Raw genomic sequence first — 25869 nt, 5'->3', positions numbered from 1 at the left:
GTAGGCTGATGTGACGACGGTGCAGTGCGGCGGCGGACGCCCGTGCGGTGGGAATTTTCCGTCGCTGCCGACGAGGACCGCCGCCAAGCCACCAGACTTAGCGAAACGCCTAAGGCCCTGCCGCACGTCCGTTGCTACGGTGCCGATCACCGCAGCACAACATGCTTAGCCACCCCAATTACTGGTTGCTATCGGCAACTGTCGGTGGTCGGAACCCCTCGGCGCTCACCGCCGGAAATTGGTGGAATCAGCACCCCTGAAGCGCTGGTACCCTGTCTTTCGTCGAAGAGTTTGCAGACCAGGGTCGAGGGGTGCGCCCGCTGCGGGTGGCAAAGCGTCGTCGGGTCTGACCGGAGACATCATCCACCGGGGTTGTCACCGCGGGACGACAAACAGGAAGAGGACTCCATGCCCGGCGACGATCTGTGCGTGCCGCGGACGGGTTAGCCATGAGCGCTCCGCAATCCACCCACCGCGACGCCACGCACATCGACGACGTCGTCGGTGTCGAGCTCACCATCGACGGCATGTTGGTCGTCGCCGACGGGCTGGGGTTGACGGAGTTTCCGCCATCGTTGGGCATCCGCCTCAACATCCCGCAACCCGATCTGCGAGACATCGTGTGGGATCAGGTCAGGCGCGATCTGACGGCACAGGGGGTGCTGGACGTGTTCGGCGAACCCCACCCCGAAGTGGCCGCGATGGTCGACACGCTCAGCCGATCCGACCGGACCCTGGAGGCCCGCTGGTGGCGGCGCGACGTCGGCGGCAAGATGATCCGCTTCGTCGTGTGCCGCAAGGGCGATCGCCACGTCGTCGCCGCGCGCGACGGCGACATGCTGGTATTGCAGCGGGTCGCTCCGCAGGTCGGCCTCGCGGGCATGGTGAGCACCGTGCTGGGCTCGGCGACGGCCGCCGACGTCGAACCGCTGACCGGTGTGGCCGGTCGGCTGGCCGAGTGCACGAGCGCCAACCAGGTTGCGGCATACGGCGTGGCGCCCGCCTCGGCACGCGCCTACGCCGACATCATCGCCGACCCGGCCAGCTGGGTCGAGCTCACCGCCGCCGAGCGCCATCCCGGTGGCACCTTCACCCAAACCGACGTCGCCGCAGGGGTTTTGGACTCACAGCAGGGCCGCATCGTGTCGATCCCGCGGCGGGTGAACGGCGAACTCTACGGCAGCTTCCTGCCCGGCAGCCCCGAGAATTTGCAACGCGCACTGGACGGGCTCGTCGAATTCCTGCCGTCGAAAACCTGGTTCGAGCGCGCCACCCCCGACGTCGACGGCGAGGGGGACTGAGTGGCAGCCAAAGACAGCGCCCCGCACGACTCCGACGACCTGGCCGCCGCGCTCGACTTCTCGGTCGCCGACGACGGCTCGACGGCCTCCGACCTCGACGCGCTGGACGTCTACCGCGCTTCGGCGGGCGCCCACGACGACCAGCAGGAACCGGTCTTCGCGGTCGCCAACCCCGACGGTTCCGTCACGGTGACGGTGGCTCCGGACGGGCGGGTGCAGGGCGTCGCGCTGTCGGCGAAGGCCACCGCGATGACCGAAGCCGATCTCGGCGACGAGATCGTCGTCCTCGCCGGTCTGGCCGCCCGAGACGCCAAGGCCGCGCAATACACCTACATGCTCGAGGGGATGTGCAGACAGGGCCACGACGACGCGGCCACCCGCGACTTCCTCACCCGCGATCTCGACCTGCCGACGCCGGACCAGGCGGCGGCCGAACGGGCCCGGATCTTCGCGATGAGATATGCGAGCCGCCATGGCTGAGCACCTGGCCGGCCTGTTCGGAAGCGCGGTGGGGATGCTGCCCAGCGCGCCGGCCCGCTCGTTCGAAATCTTCAGCGAGATCACCACGATGGACGAGGCGGCGTGCGACGCCTGGGTCGGCCGCATCCGGTGCGGTGACACCGACCGGGTGACGCTGTTTCGGGCCTGGTACTCGCGGGCGAACTTCGGCCAACTCGCCGGAGCCGCCGAGATCTCCATGAACAGCCTCGGCGCCAGGGTGCCGGTCGGCGGCCAGTTCGGCAACATCACCTACCCGGTCAACTCGCCACTGGCCATCACGATGGGCTTCGCGGTGCACGAAGCCTCCGTCGGCAACTTCGCCGATGCGATGGAGGCGCTGGAGGACCTGCCCGCCGCGGGTGCAGAGCATCTGATCTCCTGGGTAAAGGCGGTCATCTACGGCGCAGCCGAACGCTGGACCGACGTGATCGACGAGGTCCGCGGTGCCGGCGGGTGGCCCGACAAGTTCCTGGCCGCGGCGGCCGGTGTCGCGCACGGCGTTGCGGCGGCCAACCTGGGACTGTTCACCGAGGCCGAGCGGAGGCTCACGGAGTCGAATTCGTCGTCGGCAGGGGAGGCCTGCGCGCCGGCCATCGCCTGGTTTCTGGCGATGACGCGACGCAGCCAGGGCAACGAGGAAGCCGCGGTAGCGCTGCTCGAGTGGCTGCAGGCCACCCACCCCGAGCCCAAAGTCGCTGCAGCGCTGAAAGATCCGGCGTACCGACTGACCACGACCACCGCCGAGAAAATCGCGTCGCGCAAAGACCCGTGGGACCCGGCCAGCGTCGAGGCAGACAACTCGGGCCGTGAGGCGCTGCTGGCCGAGGCGCAGGCCGAGTTGGACCGCCAGATCGGCCTGACCCGGGTCAAGGAACAGATCGAGGCGTACCGGGCGGCCACGCAGATGGCCAAGATCCGCGCGGCGCGCGGCATGAAGGTCACCCAGGCCTCAAAGCACATGATCTTCGCCGGGCCGCCCGGCACGGGTAAGACGACGATCGCGCGCGTGGTGGCCAACATCCTGACCGGCCTCGGCGTGATCAGCGAGCCCAAACTCGTGGAGACCTCCCGCAAAGACTTCGTCGCCGAATACGAGGGACAGTCCGCGGTCAAGACCAGCCGCACCATCGACCGCGCCATGGGCGGGGTGTTGTTCATCGACGAGGCCTACACCCTGGTGCAGGATCGCGACGGTCGCACCGACCCGTTCGGCACCGAGGCGCTGGACACCCTGCTGGCCCGGATGGAGAACGACCGGGACCGGCTGGTGGTCATCATCGCCGGGTACAGCGCAGACATCGACCGGCTGCTGGAGTCCAACGACGGCCTGCGGTCACGCTTCGCCACCCGCATTGAGTTCGACTCGTACTCGCCGGAGGAGATCGTCGATATCGCCAAAGTCATTGCCGCATCGACGGATTCAGCACTCGACCAAGATGCCGCCAAGCGGGTGCTGGAAGCCGCCACGTTATTGAGCGAGCGCGACCTGAACGGTAAACCGGCGCTGGACATCGCGGGCAACGGCCGCTACGCGCGCCAACTGGTGGAGGCCGGTGAACAGAACCGGGATATGCGGCTGGCGCGTTCCCTGGACTTCGACAGCCTCGACGTCGCGCAGCTCAGCGAGATCAACGGCGACGACATGGCCGCCGCGATCACCGCGGTGCACGCCCGGTTGAGCATCAACGAGTAAGCCATGGCCAGTTTCCGACTCACCACCAAGGTTCAGGTCAGCGGATGGCGATTTCTGCTGCGCCGCGTCGAGCACGCCATCGTGCGCCGCGACACCCGCATGTTCGACGATCCGCTGCAGTTCTACAGCCGCGCGGTGTCCACCGGGGTCATCATCGCGGTGCTGATCTGTCTGGGCGCGGGCCTGCTGGCCTACTTCAAACCGCTCGGCAAGCGCGGCGGCGACACGCTTCTCGTCGACCGGACCACCAACCAGCTGTACGTGGTGATGCCAGGAACAAGTCAACTGCGGCCGGTGTACAACCTGACCTCGGCGCGACTGGTGCTCGGCAGCGCAGGCACCCCCGTCGCGGTGAAATCCGACGAGTTGAACCGGATGGCCAAGGGCCAGCCACTCGGCATCCCGGGCGCGCCGTACGCCACCCCGGTCGGCGGCGCCGACACCACGTGGACGTTGTGCGACACCGTCACCAAACCGGAGAGCGTGTCGCCCAACCTGGCAACCTCGGTGATCATCCGGCCGTTGCTGACCGACTCCTCGGTCGGGCCGATGCGCGCGGACCAGGGCGTGCTGGTGTCCTATGAGAACGACAACTGGTTGATCACCAAGGACGGCCGGCACGATATCGATCTCGCCGACCGCGCCGTCACCTCGGCGGTCGGCATACCTGTCACCGCAAGGGCCACGCCGATATCGGAGGGACTGTTCAACGCGCTGCCGAATGCCGGACCGTGGCGGTTGCCCCAGATCCCTCGTGCCGGTGAGCCCAACACCGTTGGGCTGCCTGCGAACCTGGTCATCGGCGCGGTTTTCAAGGTGTTGACCGAAGACGGCGAACAGCACTTCGTGGTCCTTCCCGACGGGGTGGCCCGGGTCAACGACACCACAGCGGCGGCGTTGCGCGCCACCAACTCCTACGGCCTGCTCTCCCCGCCGTCGGTAGAGGCCAGCGTCGTCGCCAGGATCCCCGAACAGGTCTTCGCCTCACCCCTTGCCGACGCGCCGCTGGACATCCTGACCCGGGAGGACTCGCCGACGCTGTGCTGGGCGTGGCAGCGCGAACCGGGTGACCAGGCGCCGACGACGACCGTGATCGCCGGACGGCACCTGCCGATCCCGTCGTCGGCGATGAACAGCGGAATCGACCAGATCGGCGGTGACGCAATCGTTTACATCGACGGCGGCAAATACGTCCGCCTGCAGTCACCGGACCCGCGGTACGGCGAAAGCCTGTACTACATCGATCCCCAGGGGGTGCGCTACGGCGTGCCCGACGAAGACACCGGCAACGCGCTGGGGCTGTCGGGTCCGACCACCGCGCCCTGGCAGGTAGTGAGCATGCTGGTCGACGGTCCCGTGCTGACCAAAGCGGCGGCGCTGCTCGAACACGACACGCTGCCTGCCGATCCCAACCCGCGCAAGGTCGATGACGGCACTCCCGGCGGCGCGCAGCCGGCGTCGAACACCGGAGGGGGCCGATGACCACCAAGAAGTTCACCCCGATCATCAAGCGCGGGCCCAGGTTGACACCCGGCGAAATCAACGTCGCCGCGCCCGACGACCTCGGCGTCGACATCCCGCCGTCGGGCATCCAGAAGGCGCTGCCCTGGGTGATGGGCGGCGGAATGATCGGGATGATCGCCATCATGATCTTCACCGGCATCCGCCAGCTGTCGCCGTACATGCTGATGATGCCGCTGATGATGGTGATGGCCACCGTCGGCTTCATGGCCGGCGGCGGACCCGGCGGCAAGCGGGTGCCCGAAATCAACGCCGACCGTAAGGAATACCTGCGCTACCTCGCGGGCCTGCGCACCAGGGTGACGTCTTCGGCGGCCGCGCAGGTCACGTTCTTCAACTACCACGCACCGCATCCCGAGGATCTGCTGTCTATCGTCGGCACCAACCGGCAGTGGTCGCGGCCGGCCAACGCGGACTTCTACGCCGCCACCCGCCTCGGTGTCGGCGCCGAGCCCGCGGTAGACCGGCTGTTGAAGCCCGCGGTCGGTGGTGAACTGGCCGGACCGCAGGGCGCCCCGCAACCGCACCTGGAACCGGTCAGCCACATGTGGGTGACGAAGTTCCTGCGCACCCACGGGCTGATCCACGACTGCCCGAAGCTGCTGCAGCTGCGCACCTTCCCGACCATCGCCGTCGGCGGCGACCCGGAGGGCGCCGCGCGGCTGCTGACCGCGATGATCTGCCATTTGGCGGTGTTCCACCCGCCGGACCTGTTACAGATCCGCGTGCTCATCGACAACCCGGAAGATCCGAACTGGGCCTGGCTCAAGTGGTTACCGCATGTCCAGCATCAGACCGACACCGACGCCGCGGGACCCACCAGAATGGTGTTCACCCGCCCCGACGGGCTCAGCGACCTGACCGCGCGCGGGCCGCACACCGCCGACGCGGCGCCCAGCGGTCCCTACGTCGTCGTCGTCGACCTGACGGGCGGGCGGGCCGGTTTCCCGGTGGACGGGCGGGCCGGTGTCACGGTCATCACGCTCGGCAACCACCGCGGCTCGGGGTATCGCATCCGGGTGGCCGAGGACGGCACCGCCGACGACCGGCTGCCGAACCAGACGTTCCGCCTGGTGACTTCGACGACCGACCGGATGACGCCCGAACAGGCCACCCGGGTCGCGCGCAAGCTGGCGGGCTGGTCGATCACCGGCACCATCATCGACAAGAGCGTCCGGGTGCAGAAGAAGGTGGCCACCGAATGGCACCAACTCGTCGGTGCGCAGGCGATCGAGGACGTGACGCCCAGCCGCTGGCGGATGTTCAGCGACACCGACCGCGACCGGCTGCGGATCCCGTTCGGCCATGAGCTCAAGACCGGCGACATCATGCATCTCGACATCAAAGAGGGCGCCGAGTTCGGCGCCGGACCCCACGGGATGCTGATCGGCACAACCGGTTCGGGTAAATCGGAGTTTCTGCGCACGCTGATCCTGTCGCTGGCCGCCACCCACCATCCCGACCAGGTGAACCTGCTGCTCACCGACTTCAAGGGCGGCTCGACGTTCCTCGGTATGGAGAAGCTGCCGCACACCGCCGCGGTGGTGACCAACATGGAAGAAGAAGCCGAGCTGGTCAGCCGCATGGGGGAGGTGCTCAGCGGCGAACTGGACCGCCGCCAGTCGATCCTGCGCCAGGCGGGTATGCAGGTTGGCGCGGCCGGCGCACTGTCCGGGGTCGCCGAATACGAGAAGCACCGCGAACGCGGCGCTGAACTACCGCCGCTGCCAACACTGTTCGTGGTGGTCGACGAGTTCGCCGAGCTGCTGCAGAACCACCCCGATTTCATCGGGCTGTTCGACCGAATCTGCCGGGTGGGGCGCTCGTTGCGCGTGCATTTGCTGCTGGCCACCCAGTCGTTGAACACCGGCGGCGTGCGCATCGACAAACTCGAACCCAACCTCACCTACCGCATCGCGCTGCGCACCACCAGCTCGGCGGAATCCAAGGCCGTGATCGGAACGCCTGAGGCGCAATACATCACGAACAAGGAAAGCGGTGTCGGGTTCCTGCGTGTCGGCATGGAGGATCCGGTCAAGTTCCACAGCGTCTACACCGGGGTGCCGTATGTGCCGTCGTCGCCGGTGCAGGACAACGGGGAGGCCAAGCCGCGCGTGCACGCCGAAAGCCGGCTGCGGATCCACCAGTTCACCGCAGCACCGATCTTCGACACGGCGGTGACACCGTGACGGTGCAACCCGAACAGCGCGTCCTGCGCGAGGTGGTTCTCGACCAGTTGGCCACCGGCGAGATCCGCGCATACCGGATGTGGTTGCCGCCGTTGGCCGATCCCACACCGGTCAACGAGCTCATCGAACGCGACCATCAGCGCCGGCCGTTGCGCTTCGGGCTCGGCATCATGGACGAACCGCGGCGCCACCGCCAGGAGGTCTGGGGCATCGACGTGGCGGCCGCCAGCGGCAACATCGCCGTCGGCGGCGCCCCGCAGACCGGCAAGTCGACTTTCCTGCAGACGCTGATCCTGTCGGCGGCCGCATCCCACACCCCGCGGCAGGTGCAGTTCTACTGTGTGGACCTCGGCGGCGGCGGCCTGATGTATCTCGAGGACCTGCCGCACGTCGGCGGTGTCGCAACCCGCTCGGAACCGGACCGGGTCAACCGCGTCGTCGCGGAAATGAAAGCCGTTCTGCGGCAACGGGAAGCGATGTTCAAACAGCACCGGGTCGGGTCCATGGCCGCCTACCGGCAGATGCGCGACGATCCAGCACATCCCGCCGCCGCCGACCCGTTCGGCGACGTGTTCCTGGTGATCGACGGCTGGCCGGCGTTCGTCGCGGAGTTCCCCGACCTCGAACCCGTCGTACAAGATCTGGCCGGGCAGGGGTTGGCGTTCGGGGTGCACACCGTGATCTCCACACCACGGTGGACCGAGCTGAAGGCCCGGGTCCGCGACTACCTCGGCACCAAGGTGGAGTTCCGGCTCGGCGACGTCAACGAAACCCAGATCGACCGGATCACCCGCGAGATCCCGACGAACCGGCCCGGCCGGGCGGTGTCGATGGAAAAGCACCATCTGATGATGGGGGTGCCGCGGCTCGACGGGGTGCACAGCGCCGACAACCTGGTGGCCGCGATGTCCGAGGCAGTGCAGATCATCGGCGCGCGGACGACAGCGCAGGCACCGCGGGTGCGGGTGCTGCCCGAACGGATCTACCTGCACGAACTCGACCCGAATCCGCCGGGACCCGACGCCGACTACCGCACCCGCTGGATGGTGCCGCTGGGCATCAGGGAATCGGATCTGTCGGTGGCCCACAACAACATGAACATGACGCCCCACCTGCTGATCTTCGGCGGTCCGAAGGCCGGCAAGACGCGCATCGCGCACGCCGTCGCCCAGGCGATCTGCACGCGCAACAGCCCCCAGCAGGTGCGGTTCATGCTGGCCGACTACCGCTCGGGCCTGCTGGACGCGGTGCCCGACAGCCACCTGCTCGACGCCGGCGCGGTCAACCGCAACAACGCCACGTTGGAGGAAGCGATCAAGGCGCTGGCCATCAACCTCAAGAAGCGGCTGCCCCCGCCGGACCTGACCACCGCCCAACTGCGGGCGCGGTCCTGGTGGAGCGGTCCCGACGTGGTGCTGCTGGTCGACGACTGGCACATGATCGTGGCGGCCAGCGGCGTGGTGCCGCCGATGTCGCCGCTGTTTCCGCTGCTGCCGGCCGCCGCCGACATCGGGCTGCACATCATCGTCACGTGCCAGATGAGCCAGGCGCATCGGGCCACCATGGACAAGTTCGTCGGCGCCGCCTACGGCGCCGGTTCGCCCACGATGTTCCTGTCCGGCGAAAAGCAGGAGTTCCCGTCGAGCGAGATCAAGCTCAAAAAGCGGCCACCTGGCCAGGCGTTTCTGGTCACCCCCGACGGTAAGGAGGTGATCCAGGCGGCCTACGTGGATCCGCCCGAAGAAGAAGTGTCGTGAGCACCCTTCGGGCGCGGTTAGTATGGAGCCATACGCTTCCAGCAAACTTGCAGTGGGGTGCTGGCAAAGGGGTCGGGGAAGACTCACGGATGCTGTGGCCACCATCGAGATCGGCTACACAAATCAATATCCTGCGCATTTCATCCAGGTGAGGAGACATCGCAAATGCAACCAATGACGCACAATCCGGGGGCGGTAGGAATCGGCGCGCAGGTTGTCGCCAACGGAGCCCGTGGTCTGGCCGCGGGTACGACGGCCACAGCCGAGGTCACCGCGCTGGTCCCTGCCGGTGCCGACGAGGTGTCGGCGCAGGCGGCGCTCGCGTTTGCCGCCGAGGGCGTCGAAACCCTCGCGATGAATACATTTGCGCAGGAAGAGATGGCTCGCGCCGGTGCGGCGTACATGGAGATCGCCGGCGTCTACAGCGCCGTCGACGGTGCGAACGCGGCGAACTTCTGACCGCTTCAGTCCACCTGGCGAGAAAGCACTAGACGATGTTCTGGCATGGAATGCCGCCAGAGCTCAACACTGTGCGGCTGATGGCAGGCGCCGGTCCGGCGCCGATGCTGCAGGCTGCCGCGGGGTGGGAAGTGCTGGCCGTCTTCCTCGAAACGCAGGCCGACGAACTGGCCGCGAGCCTGACCGCGCTGGCCTCCGCGTGGAGCGGGTCGGCGAGTGAACGTGCCGTCGCCGCAACCATGCCCATGGTCGTCTGGCTAAGAACCGTTTCGGCGCAGGCGCAGAAACGCGCGTTGCAGGCGACGGCCCAGGCGAACTCCTACAGCTTGGCGATGGTGACCACACCGCCGCTGGTGGAGATCGAACAGAATCACGTGACCCACGCGGTGCTGGAGGCCACCAACTTTCTCGGCATCAACACGGTTCCGATCGGGCTCAACGAGTTCGACTACTTCGTGCGGATGTGGAACCAGGCCGCCGGCGCCATGGACGTGTACCAGGCCGAGACGGCACTGAACATGTTGTTCGAGCCGATCATGCCGATGAAGCCGATCGTCATCCCCGGCGTGGGTGAGGGCGCCGCCGCGGCCGCGCTCGGCCAGGCCGCCGCCATGGCACCCGCGGCCGCGGTGCGCAACGCGGCGATCGCGCACGTCGGCGCGCAGGCCACCGTCGAATCGACGGGCCTGCAGACGGGCCGGGCGGTATCGCAGGCCAACCAGGCCGCAGTGCATGCCGAAGGCCAGGCGCAGCGGACGCAGAACGCCCAGCAACTCGGACCGCAGGACACGATGCAGCAGGGCGCGCAGATGGGCATGCAGATGGGCGCCCAACTGGGCTCGACCCTGGCCCAGCTGCCGCAGCAGGCGGGCCAGATGGTCATGCAGCCCATGCAGCAGTTGACCCAACCGCTGCAACAGGTGACCTCCATGTTCAGCCAATTCGGCGGCCTTGGCGGCAGCGACAAGGCGCAGATGGGGCTGATCGGCGCCAGCCCGCTGTCGAACCATCCGCTGGCGGGCGGGTCCGGCGCGAGCGCAGGTGCGGGTTTGGTCCGTGCCGCGTCGCTACCGGGCGCCGGTGGTACCGCGGCACGAACTCCGTTGCTGGCCAACCTGATCGGCGAAACCAAACCGGTCGCGGTGGCACCCGGTGCGGCGCCGGGTGCCGGTGGCGCGGGGCTGGCGCCCGTCGGGGCAGGCGGCGGAATGGGTCCGATGGGCGCCATGGGCCAACGCGGCACCAGCGGCGGCTCCAAACAAGGCCGGACCGCACCGTCGGTGCTGCCGCAAGACCTCGGTGAAGAAGAAGACGACGACTGGTAGTCGTCGACCAGAACTTCCCGGCCACCCGGCCGGAAAGACTCGCCAACTGTTGGTGAGGACACGCAGAAAAAAGAAAGAGTATCCAGCATGGCACAGATGAATACCGATGCCGCTGTCCTCGCCAAGGAGGCAGCGAACTTCGAACGGATCTCCGGTGAGCTCAAAGCCGTCATCTCGCACGTCGAGTCCACCGCAGGCGCGCTGGCCAGCCAGATGGTCGGTCAGGCAGGAACCGCAGCGCAGGCCGCGCTGGTGCGCTACAACGAGGCGGCCGCCCGGCAGATCCAGGAGCTGAACGACATTTCGGCCAACATCCACACATCGGGCACCCAGTACACGGCCACCGACGAAGACCAGGCCGGCGTCGTCGCGGGCGCAATGGGCATCTGACCACCACACACCTCTGAAGGAACGGAAACCACAGACATGACCGAACAGGTATGGAACTTCGCCGGCATCGAAGGCGGAGCAAGCGAGATTCAGGGTGCCGTCGGCCAAACCGCCGGCCTGCTCGACGAGGGCAAGGGCTCGCTCGCCGCGCTGGCCGCGGTGTGGGGCGGTTCGGGTTCGGAGGCCTACCAGGCCGTGCAGATGCGTTGGGACAGCACGTCTGCCGAGCTCAACACGGCGCTGCAGAACTTGGCGCAGACGATCAGTGAGGCCGGCGCGACCATGGCCCAGACCGAAGCCGGCGTTACCGGGATGTTCGCCTAATACGACGGTGCACGCAGGTGGGCGGCCTCGCCCACCGCGTGCGTCCCGGCGTTTTCAAACGATGAGAGGTACCCATGTCGGCCGACTATGACCGGCTCTTCCACTCCCCGGGCGATGCTGTGAAGACAGCCGACGAGGCGGCGGAACGTGACGCCCTCCACCCCGACGCAGCGGGGCCGACGCCCTCCACCAGCGGCCCCGGCCGCAGTGACGTGGCGCCGCCCGCGCTGCCGATCACCCACGGCGTCACGCAAACCGCGCCCGCTGCGCCGGTGCGCGAGACCGAGGTGACCGCCCAGCTGCCGCCGGCGCGTCCGACGGTGCCGCAGGGCCACGCCAACGGCATGATGCGCACCCCGCAGGCCGACGCGCCCTCCGGTGCCCGATACGAACCGCCGCGGCATGCGTCGGCGCCACCGCCGCGGCCCGCCGCGGCGCCCGCCCCGACGCAGCACTTCGCCGAGGCGACGTCGGATCCCAACGCGACGCGGCGGCCGGGCCAACCCGCGCCCACCTCCGCGGCGAGCATCGGCAACCACCGCGCCATCGACGCGCTGTCGCACGTCGGGGTGAAGTCGGCGGTCAAGATGCCCTCGCAGCGGGGCTGGCGCCACCTGCTGTACGTGCTGACGCGGATCAACCTGGGGCTGTCGCCCGACGAGCTCTACGAGATGGAGCTGCACCACCGGATCCGTCGAAATGCCCGGGACTCCTATCAGATCGGCGTCTTCGGGCTCAAGGGCGGCGTCGGCAAGACCGCTGTCACCGTGGCGTTGGGCTCGGCGCTGAGCCGGGTGCGCGGTGACCGGATCTTGGCCATCGACGCCGACCCGGACGCCGGGAACCTGGCCGACCGGGCCGGCCGGCAGTCGGCCGCGACCGTCGCGGACCTGCTCGCGGACAAGGAACTGGCACGCTACAACGACATTCGCGCCTACACGAGCATGAACGGGGCGAACCTGGAAGTGCTGTCGTCGGAGGACTACAGCGGTGCCCGGCGCGAGTTCAACGACGAGGACTGGAAAGGCGTGACCAACATCGTGTCGCGCTACTACAACCTCGTGCTCGCCGACTGCGGGGCGGGGCTGTTCCAGCCGGCGGCCCGCGGCGTGCTGTCGACGGTGTCGGGCCTGATCATCATTGCGAGCGCGTCGATCGACGGTGCCCGGCAAGCCGCGGTGACGATGGATTGGTTGCGGCAGAACGGATATCAGGATCTGCTGGGCCGGTCCTGCGTGGTGATCAACCACGTGGTGCCGGGTAAGCCGAACATCGACGTCGACGATCTGGCGGCCCAGTTCGAGCGCCACGTTGCCCCGGGTCGGGTCATCGTGTTGCCGTGGGACAAGCACGTCGCCGCGGGCACGCAGATCCAACTGGAACTGCTCGGCAAGACGTTCCAACGCCGCATCGTCGAGTTGGCCGCGGCGCTGTCCGACGACTTCGACCGGCTCGAACGGCGTTGACCTCCACCGCCGCCGCAGCGGCCACCTCGGCCGTCACCCCGGGGCGGCCGTCGACCACGCGGGTGACGATCCTGACCGGGCGGCGGATGACCGATCTGGTGCTGCCCGCGACGGCGCCGATCGAGAGCTACATCGACGAGACGGTGGCGGTGCTGGGCGAACTGCTCGAGGACACCCCCAAGGAGGTGCTGGCCGGGTTCGATTTCTCGGCGCAGGGGGTGTGGGCGTTCGCGCGGCCGGGTGCTCCGCCGCTGAAGTTCAACGAATCGCTCGACGATGCGGGGGTGGTCGACGGCTCGCTGCTGACGCTGGTCTCGGTCAGCCGCACCGAACGCTATCGGCCGCTCGTCGAGGATGTGATCGATGCGATCGCCGTGCTCGACGAGACCCCGGAGTTCGACCGTGCCGCGTTGAATCGCTTTGTCGGCGTGGCTATTCCAGTGTCCGCCCTGGCGGTGACGGTGATGACGCTGGTGGCCTGGGCGCAGACCGGGCACAGCTGGTGGTGGGCGGTGGCGCTCGGTGTGCTCGGGTTGGGCCTGCTGGGCGGCAGCGCGATCGCGACCAACCGGTACCGCAATCTGGATGCGGCGGAGAGCCTGTTGGCGGCCGCGCTGCCCGCGCTTGCCGGTGCGGCGGCGTTGGCGGTCCCGTTGCCCCGCGGGTTCGACTCGATGGGTGCGCCGCAGGTGGCGGGTGCGGCCGCGGTCGTGCTGTTGGTGACGCTGGCTTCGCGCGGCGGACCTCGCCGAAGGGCCGAGCTGGCCTCGTTTTTCGCCGTCACCGCGATCGCGGCGACGGCAGCGGCCATCGCGTTCGGTTACGGGTGGCAGTACTGGGTGGCGGCCGGCGCCATCGCGTTCGGGCTGATCGTCGTGACGAACGCGGCGAAGCTGACGGTGGCGGTGGCGCGGATCGCGTTGCCGCCGATCCCGGCGCCCGGTGAAACGGTGACCAACGACGAACTGCTCGATCCGGTGGCGACCTCGGAGCTGACCGGCGAGGAGTCGCCAACCTGGCAGGCCATCATCGCGTCGGTCCCCGATTCCGCCGCGCGCCTGCATGAGCGCAGCGAATTGGCGAAGCGCTTGCTGATCGGTTTCGTGACCGCGGGTGCATTGGTGCTGTCGATCGGCGCCATTGCCGTTGTGGTGCAAGGCCATTTCTTCATACACAGCATGATCGTCGCCGGGCTGGTAACCACGATCTGCGCGTTCCGCTCCCGGCTGTACGCCGAACGATGGTGTGCCTGGGCGTTGTTGGCTGCCGCGGTCGCCGTCCCGACCGGGGTGATGGTCCGACTCTGTCTGTGGTACCCCGACATCGCCTGGCTGGTGCTGAGCCTGTATACCGCTGCGGGCATCGTCGCGCTGATCGTCATCGGAGCGACCGCGGGAGTGCGGCGGGTCTCGCCGGTGACCAAACGGATCCTCGAATTGCTGGACGGGGCCGCGATCGCCGCGGTCATCCCGCTGCTGCTGTGGATCGCCAGCGTGTACGACGTGCTGCGCAATCTGCGGTTCTAGCGGAGTCCGGCTCGGTAGCCAGTCGGCCGTAGGTGGGGCGACTTCTACCTGAGGGTCGTTGTTCTCGTGGCGATTCCACAGCCCTGTTGCAGAATTCGGCGAAGATCCCGCTCATTTACGCGGCGGGCGCAGCACTTTCATCGCCATCCGCATGACCGGTGCGGGCACCCGGTCCTTGGCGGCCAGCGCGGCGTCGGCGGCGCGGCCGCGCAGCGGGGTGCCCCGGCCGAAGACCCGGTTGAACGGCCCACCGGTGGGCTCGAGGTCGAAGTGCAGCGGCGGTTTACCGTCGGCGGCGCCCAGCGCATTGGAGATCACGACCCGCTGGATCTCGCTGGTGCCCTCGAAGATGGTGTACAGCTTGGCGTCCCGATACCACTTCTCGACCGGGTGGTCCTTGATGTAGCCCCAGCCGCCCATCGTCTGGATGGCGCGTTCGGTGGCGCGCACGGCGACCTCGCTGGCGGCCATCTTGCACATCGAGCCCTCACCGCGCTCGAACGGCACCCCGCTGGCGGCCATCCAGGACGCGCGCCAGGTCAGCAGCCGGGCTCCGTCGATCGCGGCCGCCAACTCGGCGAGCGGAAACGCGATGCCCTGGTTGTCGATGATCGGCGCACCGAACGCTTCGCGCCGGTTGGCGTATTCAGTGGCGTATTCCAGTGCCGCCCTGGCGATCCCGAGGGCCTGCGCGGCGACCATCGGGCGGGTCTGCTCGAACGTGCCCAGCGTCGCCGACCCGGAGTGCTTGGCGCCTTCGACTGCCTCCCGCGCCTTGGCCAGCTTGTAGTCCAGCTTCTCCTGCCCGCCGAGCAGGTTCTCGCTCGGCACGCGCACGCCGTCGAACTTCAGCTCGGCGGTGTGCGACGCGCGGCAGCCCAGCTTGTCGAGCTTGCGCACCATCTCCAGGCCCGGGGTGCCGCCGGGAACGATGAACAGCGCCTGACCCTTGTGCCCGAGTTCCTGGTCGACGACGGCGTTGACCACGTGCACGTTGGCGATGCCGCCGTTGCCGATCCACATCTTGTGGCCGTCGATGATCCAGTCGTCCCCGTCACGGCGGGCCGTGGTGCGCAGGTTGCGGACGTCGCTGCCGCCCTCGGGCTCGGAGATCGCCAGCGCAGCGAGCTTGAGATCACCTGGGGTGCCGAAACATTCGGGCGCCCACTTCAGCATCTGTTCGGGCGAGGCGGCCTGCCCGATCGCCGAGAGCGCCAGCGCGGGCATCACCACCGCCAGCCCGATTCCCGCGCAGCCCCAGAACAACTCCTCCATGAACATCGGCAGCGACAGCCCGGTGGGGTCTCCGATGAGGTCGCGGTAGAACAGCGGGCTGTAGAAGCCGCGGGCCGCCGCTTCTTCCAGGACCGGCCAGGGGAACTCCTGGCGCGCGTCGTAGTCGGCGGCCACCGGGCGAACCACGTCGGCGGCGAACTCGTGTGTTCGTCGCGCCAGGTCGTGCTGCGCCCCGGTCGGGGTGAGGTCGAAGCCCATCGAGCACCCGATTAGCCGCTAGGCGCCGCCCCGAAACCAACCGCACTATGACAAACCCCCGGATGCGAGGGGGCGCATCCGGGGGCTTGCCGTGGGGGGCGGTCTACTGCACGTCGACGTACACCGTCTTGTTGGTCACCCGGGTGTTGAGGTCGTGTCCCACACCCATGCGATCGGTCTGGGTGTAGGTGGTGCCCGGCCGCACCGCTACCACGTCGGCCTGCGCGAGCGGGGTGTTGCCGACGTGGTTGACGATCACGTTGTAGCCCTCCGACTCGAGCTGGCTGATCGTGGCCTGGGCGTTTCCGGGTCCGGACGGGGCGGCCTGCACGGGGGCGGCAAGCCCGACGACGGCGGCGGCCAGTGCGCTGGCGGCGACGGTGACGATGCTCAGGTTCTTCATCATTCCCAGCCTTCTTTTTTCTTCTGGTTCTCCATATCCGAGCCGTGGCAGTTGTCGCGGTTCGTGCTGCATCTGTCGGTACAAACCACAAGATCAAGGGTTTAAATCCCGCTGGCAGGAATTGGTTGCCGGCTGGCAGCAATCGTGCTGGGGCACAGCCGATGGCCCACGTTTTGCGGACGAAATTGGACCAGATCGGCGGCGCTCAGCGCTGCACGGCCGCTTCGTTCCCGCCGTAGTTCCGGCGCAGCGTCGTCTTGAGGACCTTGCCGGTGGCGTTGCGGGGAAGTTCGGCCACGTATTCGACGCGGGTGGGGCACTTGAAGTGGGCCAGCCGCTCGCGCGCGTAGCCGATCAGTTCGTCGTCGGCCACGTGGGCGCCGTCGTTGAGGGCGACGACGGCGATCGGCGTCTCACCCCACCTGGGGTGCGCGACCCCGACCACCGCCACCTCGCGGACCGCCGGATGGCGGTACAGCACCTGCTCGACTTCGATCGGGTAGACGTTCTCACCGCCGCTGATGATCATGTCCTTTTTGCGGTCGACCAGGGTGATGAAACCCTCGGCGTCCATGCGTCCCAGATCTCCGGTGTGAAACCAGCCGCCGCGAAACGCGTCCGCGGTCGCCTCGGGCAAGCCCCAGTACCCGGTGAAGACGTTGGGCCCGCGCACGACGAGTTCGCCCACCTGGTCGACGGGCACGTCGCGGTCGTCCTCGTCGACGATGCGGGCCTGCAGATGGAACACGGGCCGTCCGATCGAGCCCGCCTTCTCCTTGACGTGATCGACGTCGAGGAGCGTGGCGCCCGGGGCCGTCTCGGTCATGCCGAACCCCTCCTGGAACGGCACACCCTTGTCCCGGAAGTACTCGAGCACCGGCAACGGGCACGGGGCGCCGCCGGTGACCGCCAGTTCGAGCGCTGACAGGTCGTAGTTCTCGAAGCCGGGAACCGTCATGAGCGCCGCCCACATCGCGGGCACCAGGAACTGCACCGTGACACGCTCACGCGCCATGGCCGCCAGGGTCTGCTCGGGGTCGAACGCCGACATGATCGCGGTCGTGCCGCCCATGTAGAGCAGCGGCAGCGTATGCACCCCGAGGCCGCCGATGTGGAACAGCGGCGCGACGGTGACCGTCCGGTCGGTCATGCGGATTCCGCGTTCTGCGCTCAGCGTGTTGATCACGTTCCACAGCAGGTTGTCGTGGGTGAGCATCGCTCCTTTGGGCCGGCCGGTGGTGCCCGAGGTGTACATCAGGCAGCACAGGTCGCGTTGGGCGACGTCGATACCGAGCGGCCGCGGCGCCCCGCTGGTCAGCAGCTGCTCGAAGTCGTGTTCGCCGTCGGTCGGCTCACCGCCGACCACCAGCCGCGTGCGCACCTGCATCCCGTCCCCGGCCAGTGCGGCGCGGGCGAGCGCCGACAGCCGGCCCGACCACACGAAGGCGTCGGCGCCGGAGTCGGCCAACAGGAAGCTCACCTCGGGTGCGGCCAACCTGAAGTTGATGGGTACGAACACCGCGCCGAGCTTGGCCGTGGCGAACATCGCTTCCAGGAAGGCTGCGCCGTTGACCAGCAGCCCGGCCACCCGGGTGCCGTGCTGCACCCCGAGGCCCCGCAGGGCGGAGGCGAGTTGGTCTGTGCGCCGGTCGAATTCGGCGTAGCTGATGCGGGCGTCGCCGTCGATCAACGCGATACGGTCGCCGCAGAGGTAGGCCCGTCGGCTGATCCAGCTGCCGATCCCGCCGGTGGCCACGCTTGCCGAAGTGTCCACTGCCCAGCCCTTCACCGTTCGAGTGCCTCGATGATCGTTTGTACCCGCGACCGGCCACCGGCCACCCGACTTCGAACGTATGATCGAACAGTGGGCGAGCTGCAGTCGATCGGCTACAACGGGCAGCCGGTGCAACAGGCCTTTCGCGGGGTCGATCCGCCCGTCACGGTGCTCGTCGATCTGTGCGCCGTCTTTCCCCGTGAACCACACCGCAGCGGCGGCTACAACCCCGCCGGGCTGCAGATGCACTCGATCGTCGAAGGCAAGCTGACCTGCTGGGGTGTCTGCGAGCAGGGCTACTGGTGGGGCCTGGTCACCTATGAGATCGCCTACGGCGCCCGTCGCAAGGCCGTCACCCACTGGATTCCGGCGTGGACGCTGAAACGGAAGCCCGAGTGACTCCCGGCGCGCCCCGGGTCAGGGTCCCTCGTCGTCTTCGGGCAGTAGGTATTTCTCGGGATGGTGGTAGTTGTTGACGCGGGACTGGCCGGTGTCGAGGCCCGGCGGGGGCAGCCATTCGGTGCGCCCGTCGGCGCGCGGCCGGGTGGTCCAACCGCCGTCCTTGTCGATCAGCCGGTTGTGCGGCCCGCAGGCCAGGGCGAGCTCGTCGATGTCGGTTTGCCCACCGTCGACCCAGTCAGCGGCGGCGTGATGGACTTCGCACCAGTAGCCCGGCACGGTGCATCCGGGTTTGGTGCACCCGCGATCCCGCGCGTGCAGCACGATGCGCTGCCCCGGGGTCGCGAAGCGTTTGGCCCGCCCGGCATACAGCGGCTGCTCACCGTGGCCGTCGTAGACGACCAGATAGTGATGGGCCTGGGAGGCCAGCCGGATCACGTCGCGCATCGGCAACAGGGTTCCGCCGGCGGTGACGGCCATGCCCGACGCCGATTCCAACTCCTTGAGGGTGGTCGACACGATGATGGTGGCCGGCAAGCCCTTGTGCTGGCCCAGTTGCCCGGAGGCAAGCACAGCGCGGCCCATCGCCTTGAGCGCGTCGTGGCTGCGCTGACCGGTACTGCGCATGTCGTTGTGGCGTTGTTCGAGGGTGGGTTCACCGTCGACACAAGGGTTTTCGTCATCGGGGTTGCACATGCCCGGGGCGGCCAGCTTGGCCAGTACGGCATCGATGGTCGCGCTGGCTTCTGGATCCAGCCATCCGGTGATCCTGCTCATCCCGTCGCGGCCCTGGGTACCGATGTGCACACTGCGTCGCCGGGCCTGCTCCTTGTCGCTGGGCATCGGACCGTCCTGGTCCAGCAGCATCGCCAACCGTTTGGCCGCCTTGGTCAGTTCCTCGGGACAGAGCCCGGCCGCGACGCGCGCCAGATCAGCCTCGGCCAACTGGCGGGTCTGGTAATCGACGTGGGCCGGCAGCTCATGGAAGAACTTCTCGATGATGCGCACCTGCTCGGCGCCAAGCCGACCGTCGGCCTGGGCGGCTGCGGTGGCTGTCAGCAGCGGCGCCAACGGTTCGCCGGTCATCGCCGTGCGTGGCCCCAGGACCCGAGCCGAGTTGATCCGCCGCCTGGCCTCATCTCTAGACACCAGCAACGCCGTACACATCACTTCCGCCAGCGACGACGCCCCAAGCGTTTTCGGATCTTCGCGGCCCAACCGGGCGATCAGCAGATGATCGATGACCGCGTCGCGTCGACGCACCCGTTCCAGACGGTCTTGCACCGCGACCAACTCTGGGCCCGTCAACGCATCCACGGACAACGCAGTCAACGCCTGATGGGCGGCCTCAACCCCTTCGACGGCCGCAAAGACCGCCTCACGAGAGGTGACGCCGCCCATCGTCATCGCGGAGTGACCGCCTCACAGATCCGCCGCTGGGCTTCGCCGGGTGAGATACGCAGCCGCCTGGCCATGTCGTTGGCCGGGGAAGCGACGCCACGCCCGGCCGAGCCGCCTTCGGCCACCAGTCGGCCGATGAGCTTGCGGTTCAGCGCGACGCGCTGCTGCTCGAGTTTGTCGAGCCGGTCCACCAGCGCGTACAGGTCGGTGCGGGACAGCCGGTCCAGAGGCAGCGCCGCCAGGTCCCGGTAAGCGGTTTCGATCGACGTCAGCACATCGGCCGCAGATACCATATTCGAACGCATGTGCGAAAGTTTACCGCCGTACACCGACGCGCGCGGAACGTTATCCACAGACGGCAGGAATAATCGGACCACGGTCCGGTTGATTCAGGTATGCCTGCCATCACCGCTGACACGTTGACACTTCCCCGGGTCACAGCACCGTCGCCGTCGGACACCGAACGGCCCGTCCGCTCGATCACCACCGGTCCGCGCGGCTACGAGGGCGAGGGGTTTCCGGTCGTGCGCGCGTTCGCCGGCGTCAGCGCCGCCGACCTCGACCCGTTCGTCCACATGGACCAAATGGGCGAAGTCGAGTACGAACCCGGCGAGCCCAGGGGCACCGACTGGCATCCGCACCGCGGGTTCGAAACCGTGACGTACATGATCGACGGCCGGTTCGCCCACCAGGACTCGCACGGCGGTGGCGGGTTGATCACCGACGGGGCCACCCAGTGGATGACGGCTGGCTCCGGGATCCTGCACATCGAGACCCCGCCTGCCGAACTCGTCGAGAGCGGCGGGCTGTTCCATGGCGTCCAATTGTGGGTGAACCTGCCGCGCCACAACAAGTTCGCGGCGCCCCGATACCAGGCCATCGAAGGTGGCGAAGTCAAGTTGTTGTCCTCTGACGACGGCGGTGCTCTGGTGCGCGTCATCGCAGGCGATGTCGACGGGCACCAGGGCCCAGGTGTCACGCACACACCGATCACCTTGGCGCACACCACTATCCAGCCTGGGGCACGCCTCGACATCCCGTGGCACCGCGACTTCAACGCTCTGGTGTACGTGCTGTCCGGCCGCGGTACCGTCGGCCCGGCGCGCCAGCCCATCCGGCAGGGCCAGCTCGCCGTGCTCGGAACCGGCGACCGGATCAGCGTCGAGGCCGACGCCGGACAGGACTCCCACCGCCCCGCGCTCGAAATTCTTCTGCTCGGCGGCAAGCCGATTCGCGAACCGGTGGTCCAGTACGGCCCGTTCGTGATGAACACCAAGGCCGAGCTGATCCAGGCGCTCGAGGACTACCAGGCCGGAAAGTTCGGCACCGTGCCGCCCAATGCCCTGATGCCGCACCGGATCTGACCGGCCCCAGTTCAGGATCTGCTGGGGTACAACAGCTCCAGCCCACCTAGGTGCGCGGCAACCGTCACCAGCGGCAGCGCCGCGGCGACCGCCAGATCGCCGTCGGACTGCAATGTCTGGACGCCGGGCGCTTCGGCACGCAGCGTCATCACGAAGTCGTCGCTGATCGGCGGAGGTGACTCCTGGCTGCTGCCGGTGATGCGGTCGCTCACCGCCTTGGCGTGGGTTTCCAACACCGCCTTGGTCTGCTCGTAGACCCCGAGCGGCGGCGGGACGACGTCGGCGATCAGCTCGGCGGCGGCACGCAACCGGACCGCCCGGTTGGCGGCGCGCACCGTCGGCGCGCGGACGTCTGTGACACCGCCGTTCTCCGAAAGGTATTGGCGCAACGCGTCATCAGCGGTGCGCGTCGCGACAAGCGCGTCGTGGCTCAGCGCCAGCACACGGTTGGTGGCGTCTTCGGAGGCGCCTCGGGTGACGCGCTGCACCCCCGCCCTGAGGAACGTCGCACCGAGGGTGAAGGCGCGCTCGATCGCCGTGGACACCCGCGCTGCGGCGCCCCGCGGCCACAACAGCACCGACACCATGACCCCGACCAGCGCGCCGACCACCACGTCCTCGACGCGGGCCAGCCCGACACTCCAACCGGTCGGCGCGATCAGGTTGAACGTGATGAGCACCATCATGGTGAACGCGGCCTGGCCTGCGATGAACGACGCGATCTCGGGCACGTACGCCGAACCGAACGCCACCACCGGCAGCAGCACCCACATCACGACCGGGTCGACGCCGACGAGTTCGATGACGATCACGCCAAGGACGAAGCCGATACCGGTTCCCGTGACGGCGCGCACGACGCGCGTGCCGGTGGTCAGCGCGCTGCTTCGCAGCACGGACATCGCGCCCAGCACCACCCAGAAGCCATGTTCGAGTGGCAGCACGTGCGTGACAGCCACCGCGAGCGCAAGCCCCAGACCGGTGCGCACGCTGTTGCGGAACACCACCGCCCTGGTGGCCAGAAACCCCTTGGTGATCTGCGCGACGGCGGTGGTCTCGGGCATCACCGCGTCGGCCGTGCCGGTCGGCGGAAGGCCGCGGCCCAGCACCCGCGCCCACACCGGGCGACCGTCGGCGGCGGCCGCGTTACGGATCACCCGTCCGGTCACGCCGACGGTGGCCGAAAAAGTGCGTCGCCCCAACAGATTTCGTCCGACCGCGGCTGCGGCGGCGTCGTCGGCGCAGCCCAGGATTTCGACGATGTCCTCGCGGTAATTACCCTGCGCGATGTCCCGCAGCTCGCTCAGCGCGATGTTGAGATCGGCGCCGAGGGCGGTGCGCGTCGCGCGGTCGGGCATCTGCAGGACGTCGGCGCAGTCGCGCAACACCCGCACCAGCGGCCGCGTCATCTCGCCGAGTTGGCGCCCGGTGTCCTCGGTGAGCCGGTCCGACAGGTAGCCCAGGTCGTCCACGACGCGCACCAGCGCGCGGCTGCCGGAGCTGAGCGCGACGGGTCGGTAATCGGCATTGAGAAACGTCTCCCACAGCGCATTCATCGCCCGGTTCACCTCGCGGACCGTCGCTGCGCCGTCCAGCGCATCGGCGAGCTTGGTGCACACCGCTGCCGCGTTGTCGCGCAGCTCGTCGTGGTGGCGCGGGGGCAGCAGGAACAACGCGGCCGGTACGCACACCGCCAACGCGATGAGCCAGCCGAGCAGCCGATCGGGAATCGGGCCGACGGGGGTGCACACCGGCAGCACGAAGGTCAGCAGGGTGGCGCGTTGGCCTGCGGCGACGATCTCGCTGAGCACCCCGGAGAACGTCACCGCCACGCCCAGCACGAACATCACCGCCACCGCCAGCCACGGATGCGGCGCGACCAGCGTGCCGAGCGTGATGAGCACGGCCCCGTTTACGCCCAGCCCGCCGTACGCCAGGGCCCTGGCCGGACGGTTGCCCGGAAAGTCCACCACGATCAGCAGCGCCACCGAGCCGAAGATGCTGAACATCGGCGTCTGCGAGTCGCCGCCGACCAGGAAGCCGATCGCCGCGGCGATCGGCAGCACCACCGCGGCCCGCGTCGCGCGGCGCAGCGCGTCGTACTCGGGATCGCGCCGGCGGATCCGGTCGAACACGCGACGCGACAACCGCTCCATGTCAGCCAGCAATGATCTTGACGCGGTCCGCCGGGCCCGCGCGCGCGACCATGGTGCGCGCCTCAATCACCGTCGGAGACCGACGCGAACCGACCGGAGTCCAGTGCGGTGATCATCTGATTTGCGATCCACTCCAGCGTGGCGGCATCGCGCGGCAGGGTGGCCTGTTCGTACCCGACCAGCAAATACACCGCCCACGCCGCGAACAGGTGCGCCTGGCGCGCCTGGTGCAGGACTTCCAGGGCCGAGTCGTAGAGCACGTCGTAGCGTTGCTGGTCCACTGCGGTCTGCACCGCGTGCACGTGGGCATCGACGGCGCTCCACACCCGGATCGCGGCCTCGGCCCCGTGGGGCAGCCCCAACCCGATCTGCACCAGCATGTCGATGCGGCGGCGCGGATCGGGCTCGGCCCGCACGGTGTCGACGACACGGACGGTGCGGACCTGCATCCAGTGCGCGACGAGCTCTTTGGTGTATTCCGGCCAGCTCGGAAAATAGTGATAAAAGGATCCGGTGGTGATACCGAGGCGGTTGCACACCTCGGCGAGTTTCAGCCCGCCGTAGCCGAGGTCGGACAGGACGTCGAGGCCGGTCTCGAAGTACGCCTCACGCGATACGACGCTCGCCATGGGACGCGACCCTAGTTCGTCAACCCGCTCATCTCTACGGCGTACGCGCACGCGACGCGCCGAAAAAATTTGCTGGGCGAGCGCTCAGCGTCGGCACAGGTGTGACCGCTGCGGTTATTGCTGCTGACGTGTGGCACAATTTGCAACGTGCCGCACACGGCGAGTAGAGGCCCGGGCCGTCCCCCCGCAGCGAAGGCCGCTGAGACGCGAGAGCGCATCATACGAGCGGCTCGCGAGGTGTTCAGCGAACTCGGGTACGACGCCGCCACATTTCAGGCGATCGCCGTGCGCGCCGACCTCACCCGGCCCGCGATCAACCACTATTTCGCCAGCAAGCAAGTGTTGTGGCGCGAAGTCGTCGAGCAAACCAACGCGATGATAGTTAGCGCGGGGACGAACCGGGCGCAGGCCGAGACGAACCTGCTCAACCGGCTGACCGCCTATTTCACCGCGGCGATGCAGGCCGACTCCGAGGACCGTTCCGCAGCGGCGTTCCTCGTGACGTCGGTGCTGGAGTCCCAGCGGCACCCCGAACTAGGCGGCGACGAGCACGACCCGCTGAAGAACTCCCGCGACTTCATCACGTGGGCCATCAACGATGCGATCGAGCGCGGCGAACTCAGCACCGACACCGACGTCGAGCACCTGGTCGAGATGTTGATCGCGGTGATGTGGGGGATGGGCTTCTACGCCGGTTTCGTCGGAAACCACGAGGAACTGGCCGCGGTGATCGACAAATTCGAGCTGCTGATGGCCAACAAGCTGTGGCGTCTGGGCCAGTAGGGCCGCGACCCGGGGACGGTGACGTCGCCCACAGCTCGGATAGCTGAACTAAGTTATTCGGATAACATTGACGAACTATGAGTTCACTGCGCACCCACGATGACACCTGGGACATCGCGACCAGCGTCGGCTCGACCGCGGTGATGGTGGCCGCGGCACGCGCCGCCGAGACCGACCGCGACGAGCCGCTGATCCGCGATCCGTTCGCCAAGGTGCTCGTACAGGGTGCGGGGACAGGCATCTGGGAGTTCATCCTCGACGACGCGTTCAACGCGAAGGTGGCCGAGGCCGACCCCGAGGTCGCCGCGATCTTCGAGCACATGGGCAACTACCAGGCGGTGCGCACGCACTTCTTCGACGCGTTCTTCACCGACGCCACCGCCGCGGGCATCCGCCAGATCGTCATTTTGGCCTCGGGCCTGGACTCACGGGCCTACCGGTTGCCGTGGCCTGCGGGCACCGTGGTGTACGAGATCGATCAACCCAAGGTGCTCGAGTACAAGGCCGCGCGGCTGGCCGAGCAGGGCGCGTTGCCCTCGGCGGGACGCCAGGCGGTCCCCGTCGACCTGCGTTTCGACTGGCCGCAGGCGCTGCGCGACGCCGGGTTCGACCCCGACGCGCCGACCGCCTGGCTGGCCGAGGGCCTGTTGATGTACCTGCCCGCCGACGCGCAGGACCGGCTGTTCGAACAGATCACCGCGCTCAGCGCACCCGGCAGCCGGGTCGCCGCCGAGACCGTCGGCGTGCAGGCCGACGACCGTCGCGCGGAAATGCGGGCCCGGTTCGCCGGGATCGCCGCCCAGTTCGGCATGGACGACACGCTCGACGTCGGCGAACTGATGTACAACGACCCCGACCGCGCCGACGTCGCGCAGTGGCTCGACATGCACGGCTGGCGATCCGCGGCCGTCACCTCCCAGGACGAGATGCGGCGCCTGGACCGCTGGGTGCTGCCGCTTGAGGAGTCCAGCGACGACGCGTTCTCGTCGTTCGTCACCGCCGAGCGGCGCTGACCGC

The 25869-nt window shown here is 68.2% G+C and carries 23 protein-coding genes; 16 read left to right on the top strand and 7 right to left on the bottom strand.

The window, feature by feature from the left end; translation table 11 throughout:
* The first annotated feature begins 449 nt into the window (after positions 1 to 449).
* The 12 genes from K3U96_RS26570 to eccD all read left to right on the top strand — a co-directional run bounded on the left by K3U96_RS26570 (position 450) and on the right by eccD (position 14452).
* Complete coding sequence (locus tag K3U96_RS26570; RefSeq protein WP_220691639.1) at positions 450 to 1301, top strand: ESX secretion-associated protein EspG; 852 nt, start codon at positions 450 to 452, stop codon at positions 1299 to 1301.
* Positions 1302 to 1781: a YbaB/EbfC family DNA-binding protein gene (locus tag K3U96_RS26565; RefSeq protein WP_220691638.1), complete on the top strand. Its 480-nt coding sequence runs from the start codon at positions 1302 to 1304 to the stop codon at positions 1779 to 1781. It abuts the gene before it with no gap.
* Complete coding sequence (eccA, locus tag K3U96_RS26560) at positions 1774 to 3495, top strand: type VII secretion AAA-ATPase EccA (protein ID WP_220691637.1); 1722 nt, start codon at positions 1774 to 1776, stop codon at positions 3493 to 3495. Before K3U96_RS26565 ends, eccA begins: the two co-directional genes overlap by 8 nt.
* A gap of 3 nt (positions 3496 to 3498) precedes the next feature.
* Positions 3499 to 4977, top strand: a complete 1479-nt coding sequence (gene eccB / locus K3U96_RS26555; RefSeq protein ID WP_220691636.1) for a type VII secretion protein EccB — start codon at positions 3499 to 3501, stop codon at positions 4975 to 4977.
* On the top strand, positions 4974 to 7205 hold the full coding sequence (gene eccCa, locus K3U96_RS26550; RefSeq protein WP_220691635.1) for a type VII secretion protein EccCa: 2232 nt from the start codon (positions 4974 to 4976) through the stop codon (positions 7203 to 7205). The genes eccB and eccCa overlap by 4 nt, the downstream gene beginning before the upstream one ends.
* Positions 7202 to 8962 (top strand): type VII secretion protein EccCb, encoded by a 1761-nt coding sequence (gene eccCb, locus K3U96_RS26545; RefSeq protein ID WP_220691634.1) that lies wholly within the window; start codon positions 7202 to 7204, stop codon positions 8960 to 8962. The genes eccCa and eccCb overlap by 4 nt, the downstream gene beginning before the upstream one ends.
* A gap of 165 nt (positions 8963 to 9127) precedes the next feature.
* Complete coding sequence (locus K3U96_RS26540) at positions 9128 to 9421, top strand: PE family protein (protein ID WP_069404755.1); 294 nt, start codon at positions 9128 to 9130, stop codon at positions 9419 to 9421.
* A 35-nt stretch (positions 9422 to 9456) separates the two neighbouring features.
* Complete coding sequence (locus K3U96_RS26535) at positions 9457 to 10746, top strand: PPE family protein (protein WP_220691633.1); 1290 nt, start codon at positions 9457 to 9459, stop codon at positions 10744 to 10746.
* Between the two features lie 87 nt (positions 10747 to 10833).
* Entirely contained in the window at positions 10834 to 11136 is a 303-nt protein-coding gene (locus K3U96_RS26530) for a WXG100 family type VII secretion target (RefSeq protein ID WP_069404753.1), read from the top strand.
* Between the two features lie 36 nt (positions 11137 to 11172).
* Positions 11173 to 11460 (top strand): WXG100 family type VII secretion target, encoded by a 288-nt coding sequence (locus K3U96_RS26525; RefSeq protein WP_069404752.1) that lies wholly within the window; start codon positions 11173 to 11175, stop codon positions 11458 to 11460.
* 74 nt (positions 11461 to 11534) lie between these two features.
* Positions 11535 to 12926 carry a MinD/ParA family ATP-binding protein gene (locus K3U96_RS26520; RefSeq protein WP_220691632.1) on the top strand — a complete coding sequence of 464 codons (1392 nt, stop codon included), beginning with the start codon at positions 11535 to 11537 and terminating at the stop codon, positions 12924 to 12926.
* Positions 12923 to 14452, top strand: a complete 1530-nt coding sequence (eccD, locus tag K3U96_RS26515; protein WP_220691631.1) for a type VII secretion integral membrane protein EccD — start codon at positions 12923 to 12925, stop codon at positions 14450 to 14452. The genes K3U96_RS26520 and eccD overlap by 4 nt, the downstream gene beginning before the upstream one ends.
* 111 nt (positions 14453 to 14563) lie before the next feature.
* On the opposite strand, the gene K3U96_RS26510 is transcribed toward eccD, so the two are convergent.
* The 3 genes from K3U96_RS26510 to K3U96_RS26500 all read right to left on the bottom strand — a co-directional run bounded on the left by K3U96_RS26510 (position 14564) and on the right by K3U96_RS26500 (position 18123).
* Complete coding sequence (locus K3U96_RS26510) at positions 14564 to 15946, bottom strand: acyl-CoA dehydrogenase family protein (protein ID WP_220691630.1); 1383 nt, start codon at positions 15944 to 15946, stop codon at positions 14564 to 14566.
* A 103-nt stretch (positions 15947 to 16049) separates the two neighbouring features.
* A complete protein-coding gene (locus K3U96_RS26505) occupies positions 16050 to 16349 on the bottom strand; it encodes a hypothetical protein (protein ID WP_069404763.1) in 300 nt (99 codons plus the stop codon).
* A gap of 205 nt (positions 16350 to 16554) precedes the next feature.
* Entirely contained in the window at positions 16555 to 18123 is a 1569-nt protein-coding gene (locus K3U96_RS26500) for an acyl-CoA synthetase (protein WP_230982307.1), read from the bottom strand.
* Between the two features lie 90 nt (positions 18124 to 18213).
* On the opposite strand from K3U96_RS26500, the gene K3U96_RS26495 reads away from it, so the two are divergent.
* The gene (locus K3U96_RS26495; protein ID WP_220691629.1) at positions 18214 to 18522 is read left to right on the top strand and encodes a hypothetical protein; all 309 of its coding nucleotides are present in this window, start codon (positions 18214 to 18216) and stop codon (positions 18520 to 18522) included.
* Positions 18523 to 18540: 18 nt separating this feature from the next.
* Here the strand turns inward: K3U96_RS26495 and K3U96_RS26490 are convergent, their stop codons facing one another.
* The gene (locus K3U96_RS26490; RefSeq protein ID WP_220691628.1) at positions 18541 to 19929 is read right to left on the bottom strand and encodes an HNH endonuclease signature motif containing protein; all 1389 of its coding nucleotides are present in this window, start codon (positions 19927 to 19929) and stop codon (positions 18541 to 18543) included.
* Entirely contained in the window at positions 19926 to 20228 is a 303-nt protein-coding gene (locus K3U96_RS26485; RefSeq protein ID WP_220691627.1) for a hypothetical protein, read from the bottom strand. Before K3U96_RS26485 ends, K3U96_RS26490 begins: the two co-directional genes overlap by 4 nt.
* A 90-nt stretch (positions 20229 to 20318) precedes the next feature.
* On the opposite strand from K3U96_RS26485, the gene K3U96_RS26480 reads away from it, so the two are divergent.
* Positions 20319 to 21287: a pirin family protein gene (locus tag K3U96_RS26480; protein WP_069404746.1), complete on the top strand. Its 969-nt coding sequence runs from the start codon at positions 20319 to 20321 to the stop codon at positions 21285 to 21287.
* A gap of 11 nt (positions 21288 to 21298) precedes the next feature.
* Here K3U96_RS26480 and K3U96_RS26475 read toward each other — a convergent pair whose 3' ends face one another.
* Both K3U96_RS26475 and K3U96_RS26470 read right to left on the bottom strand, forming a co-directional pair.
* Positions 21299 to 23440 carry an FUSC family protein gene (locus K3U96_RS26475; RefSeq protein ID WP_220691626.1) on the bottom strand — a complete coding sequence of 714 codons (2142 nt, stop codon included), beginning with the start codon at positions 23438 to 23440 and terminating at the stop codon, positions 21299 to 21301.
* A 62-nt stretch (positions 23441 to 23502) separates the two neighbouring features.
* Entirely contained in the window at positions 23503 to 24069 is a 567-nt protein-coding gene (locus K3U96_RS26470; protein WP_220691625.1) for a TetR/AcrR family transcriptional regulator, read from the bottom strand.
* A gap of 147 nt (positions 24070 to 24216) precedes the next feature.
* Here K3U96_RS26470 and K3U96_RS26465 point away from each other — a divergent pair, with 147 nt between their 5' ends.
* Together K3U96_RS26465 and K3U96_RS26460 are read left to right on the top strand one after the other, a co-directional pair.
* Positions 24217 to 24852 (top strand): TetR/AcrR family transcriptional regulator, encoded by a 636-nt coding sequence (locus tag K3U96_RS26465; protein WP_069404743.1) that lies wholly within the window; start codon positions 24217 to 24219, stop codon positions 24850 to 24852.
* 77 nt (positions 24853 to 24929) lie between these two features.
* A complete protein-coding gene (locus K3U96_RS26460; protein ID WP_220691624.1) occupies positions 24930 to 25865 on the top strand; it encodes a class I SAM-dependent methyltransferase in 936 nt (311 codons plus the stop codon).
* Positions 25866 to 25869 lie beyond the last annotated feature (4 nt).

Origin of the sequence: Mycolicibacterium holsaticum DSM 44478 = JCM 12374, from assembly GCF_019645835.1 — a bacterium.
GTDB lineage: Bacteria > Actinomycetota > Actinomycetes > Mycobacteriales > Mycobacteriaceae > Mycobacterium > Mycobacterium holsaticum.
This window is presented reverse-complemented; position numbering and strand designations above follow the sequence as displayed.

Coding starts and splice junctions, on each gene's coding strand:
- K3U96_RS26570 (WP_220691639.1), top strand. CDS start 450: ATGAGCGCTCCGCAATCCACCCACCGCGACGCCACGCACATCGACGAC.
- eccA (WP_220691637.1), top strand. CDS start 1,774: ATGGCTGAGCACCTGGCCGGCCTGTTCGGAAGCGCGGTGGGGATGCTG.
- eccB (WP_220691636.1), top strand. CDS start 3,499: ATGGCCAGTTTCCGACTCACCACCAAGGTTCAGGTCAGCGGATGGCGA.
- eccCa (WP_220691635.1), top strand. CDS start 4,974: ATGACCACCAAGAAGTTCACCCCGATCATCAAGCGCGGGCCCAGGTTG.
- K3U96_RS26540 (WP_069404755.1), top strand. CDS start 9,128: ATGCAACCAATGACGCACAATCCGGGGGCGGTAGGAATCGGCGCGCAG.
- K3U96_RS26535 (WP_220691633.1), top strand. CDS start 9,457: ATGTTCTGGCATGGAATGCCGCCAGAGCTCAACACTGTGCGGCTGATG.
- K3U96_RS26530 (WP_069404753.1), top strand. CDS start 10,834: ATGGCACAGATGAATACCGATGCCGCTGTCCTCGCCAAGGAGGCAGCG.
- K3U96_RS26525 (WP_069404752.1), top strand. CDS start 11,173: ATGACCGAACAGGTATGGAACTTCGCCGGCATCGAAGGCGGAGCAAGC.
- K3U96_RS26520 (WP_220691632.1), top strand. CDS start 11,535: ATGTCGGCCGACTATGACCGGCTCTTCCACTCCCCGGGCGATGCTGTG.
- K3U96_RS26510 (WP_220691630.1), bottom strand. CDS start 15,946: ATGGGCTTCGACCTCACCCCGACCGGGGCGCAGCACGACCTGGCGCGA.
- K3U96_RS26505 (WP_069404763.1), bottom strand. CDS start 16,349: ATGAAGAACCTGAGCATCGTCACCGTCGCCGCCAGCGCACTGGCCGCC.
- K3U96_RS26490 (WP_220691628.1), bottom strand. CDS start 19,929: ATGACGATGGGCGGCGTCACCTCTCGTGAGGCGGTCTTTGCGGCCGTC.
- K3U96_RS26485 (WP_220691627.1), bottom strand. CDS start 20,228: ATGCGTTCGAATATGGTATCTGCGGCCGATGTGCTGACGTCGATCGAA.
- K3U96_RS26480 (WP_069404746.1), top strand. CDS start 20,319: ATGCCTGCCATCACCGCTGACACGTTGACACTTCCCCGGGTCACAGCA.
- K3U96_RS26475 (WP_220691626.1), bottom strand. CDS start 23,440: ATGGAGCGGTTGTCGCGTCGCGTGTTCGACCGGATCCGCCGGCGCGAT.
- K3U96_RS26470 (WP_220691625.1), bottom strand. CDS start 24,069: ATGGCGAGCGTCGTATCGCGTGAGGCGTACTTCGAGACCGGCCTCGAC.
- K3U96_RS26460 (WP_220691624.1), top strand. CDS start 24,930: ATGAGTTCACTGCGCACCCACGATGACACCTGGGACATCGCGACCAGC.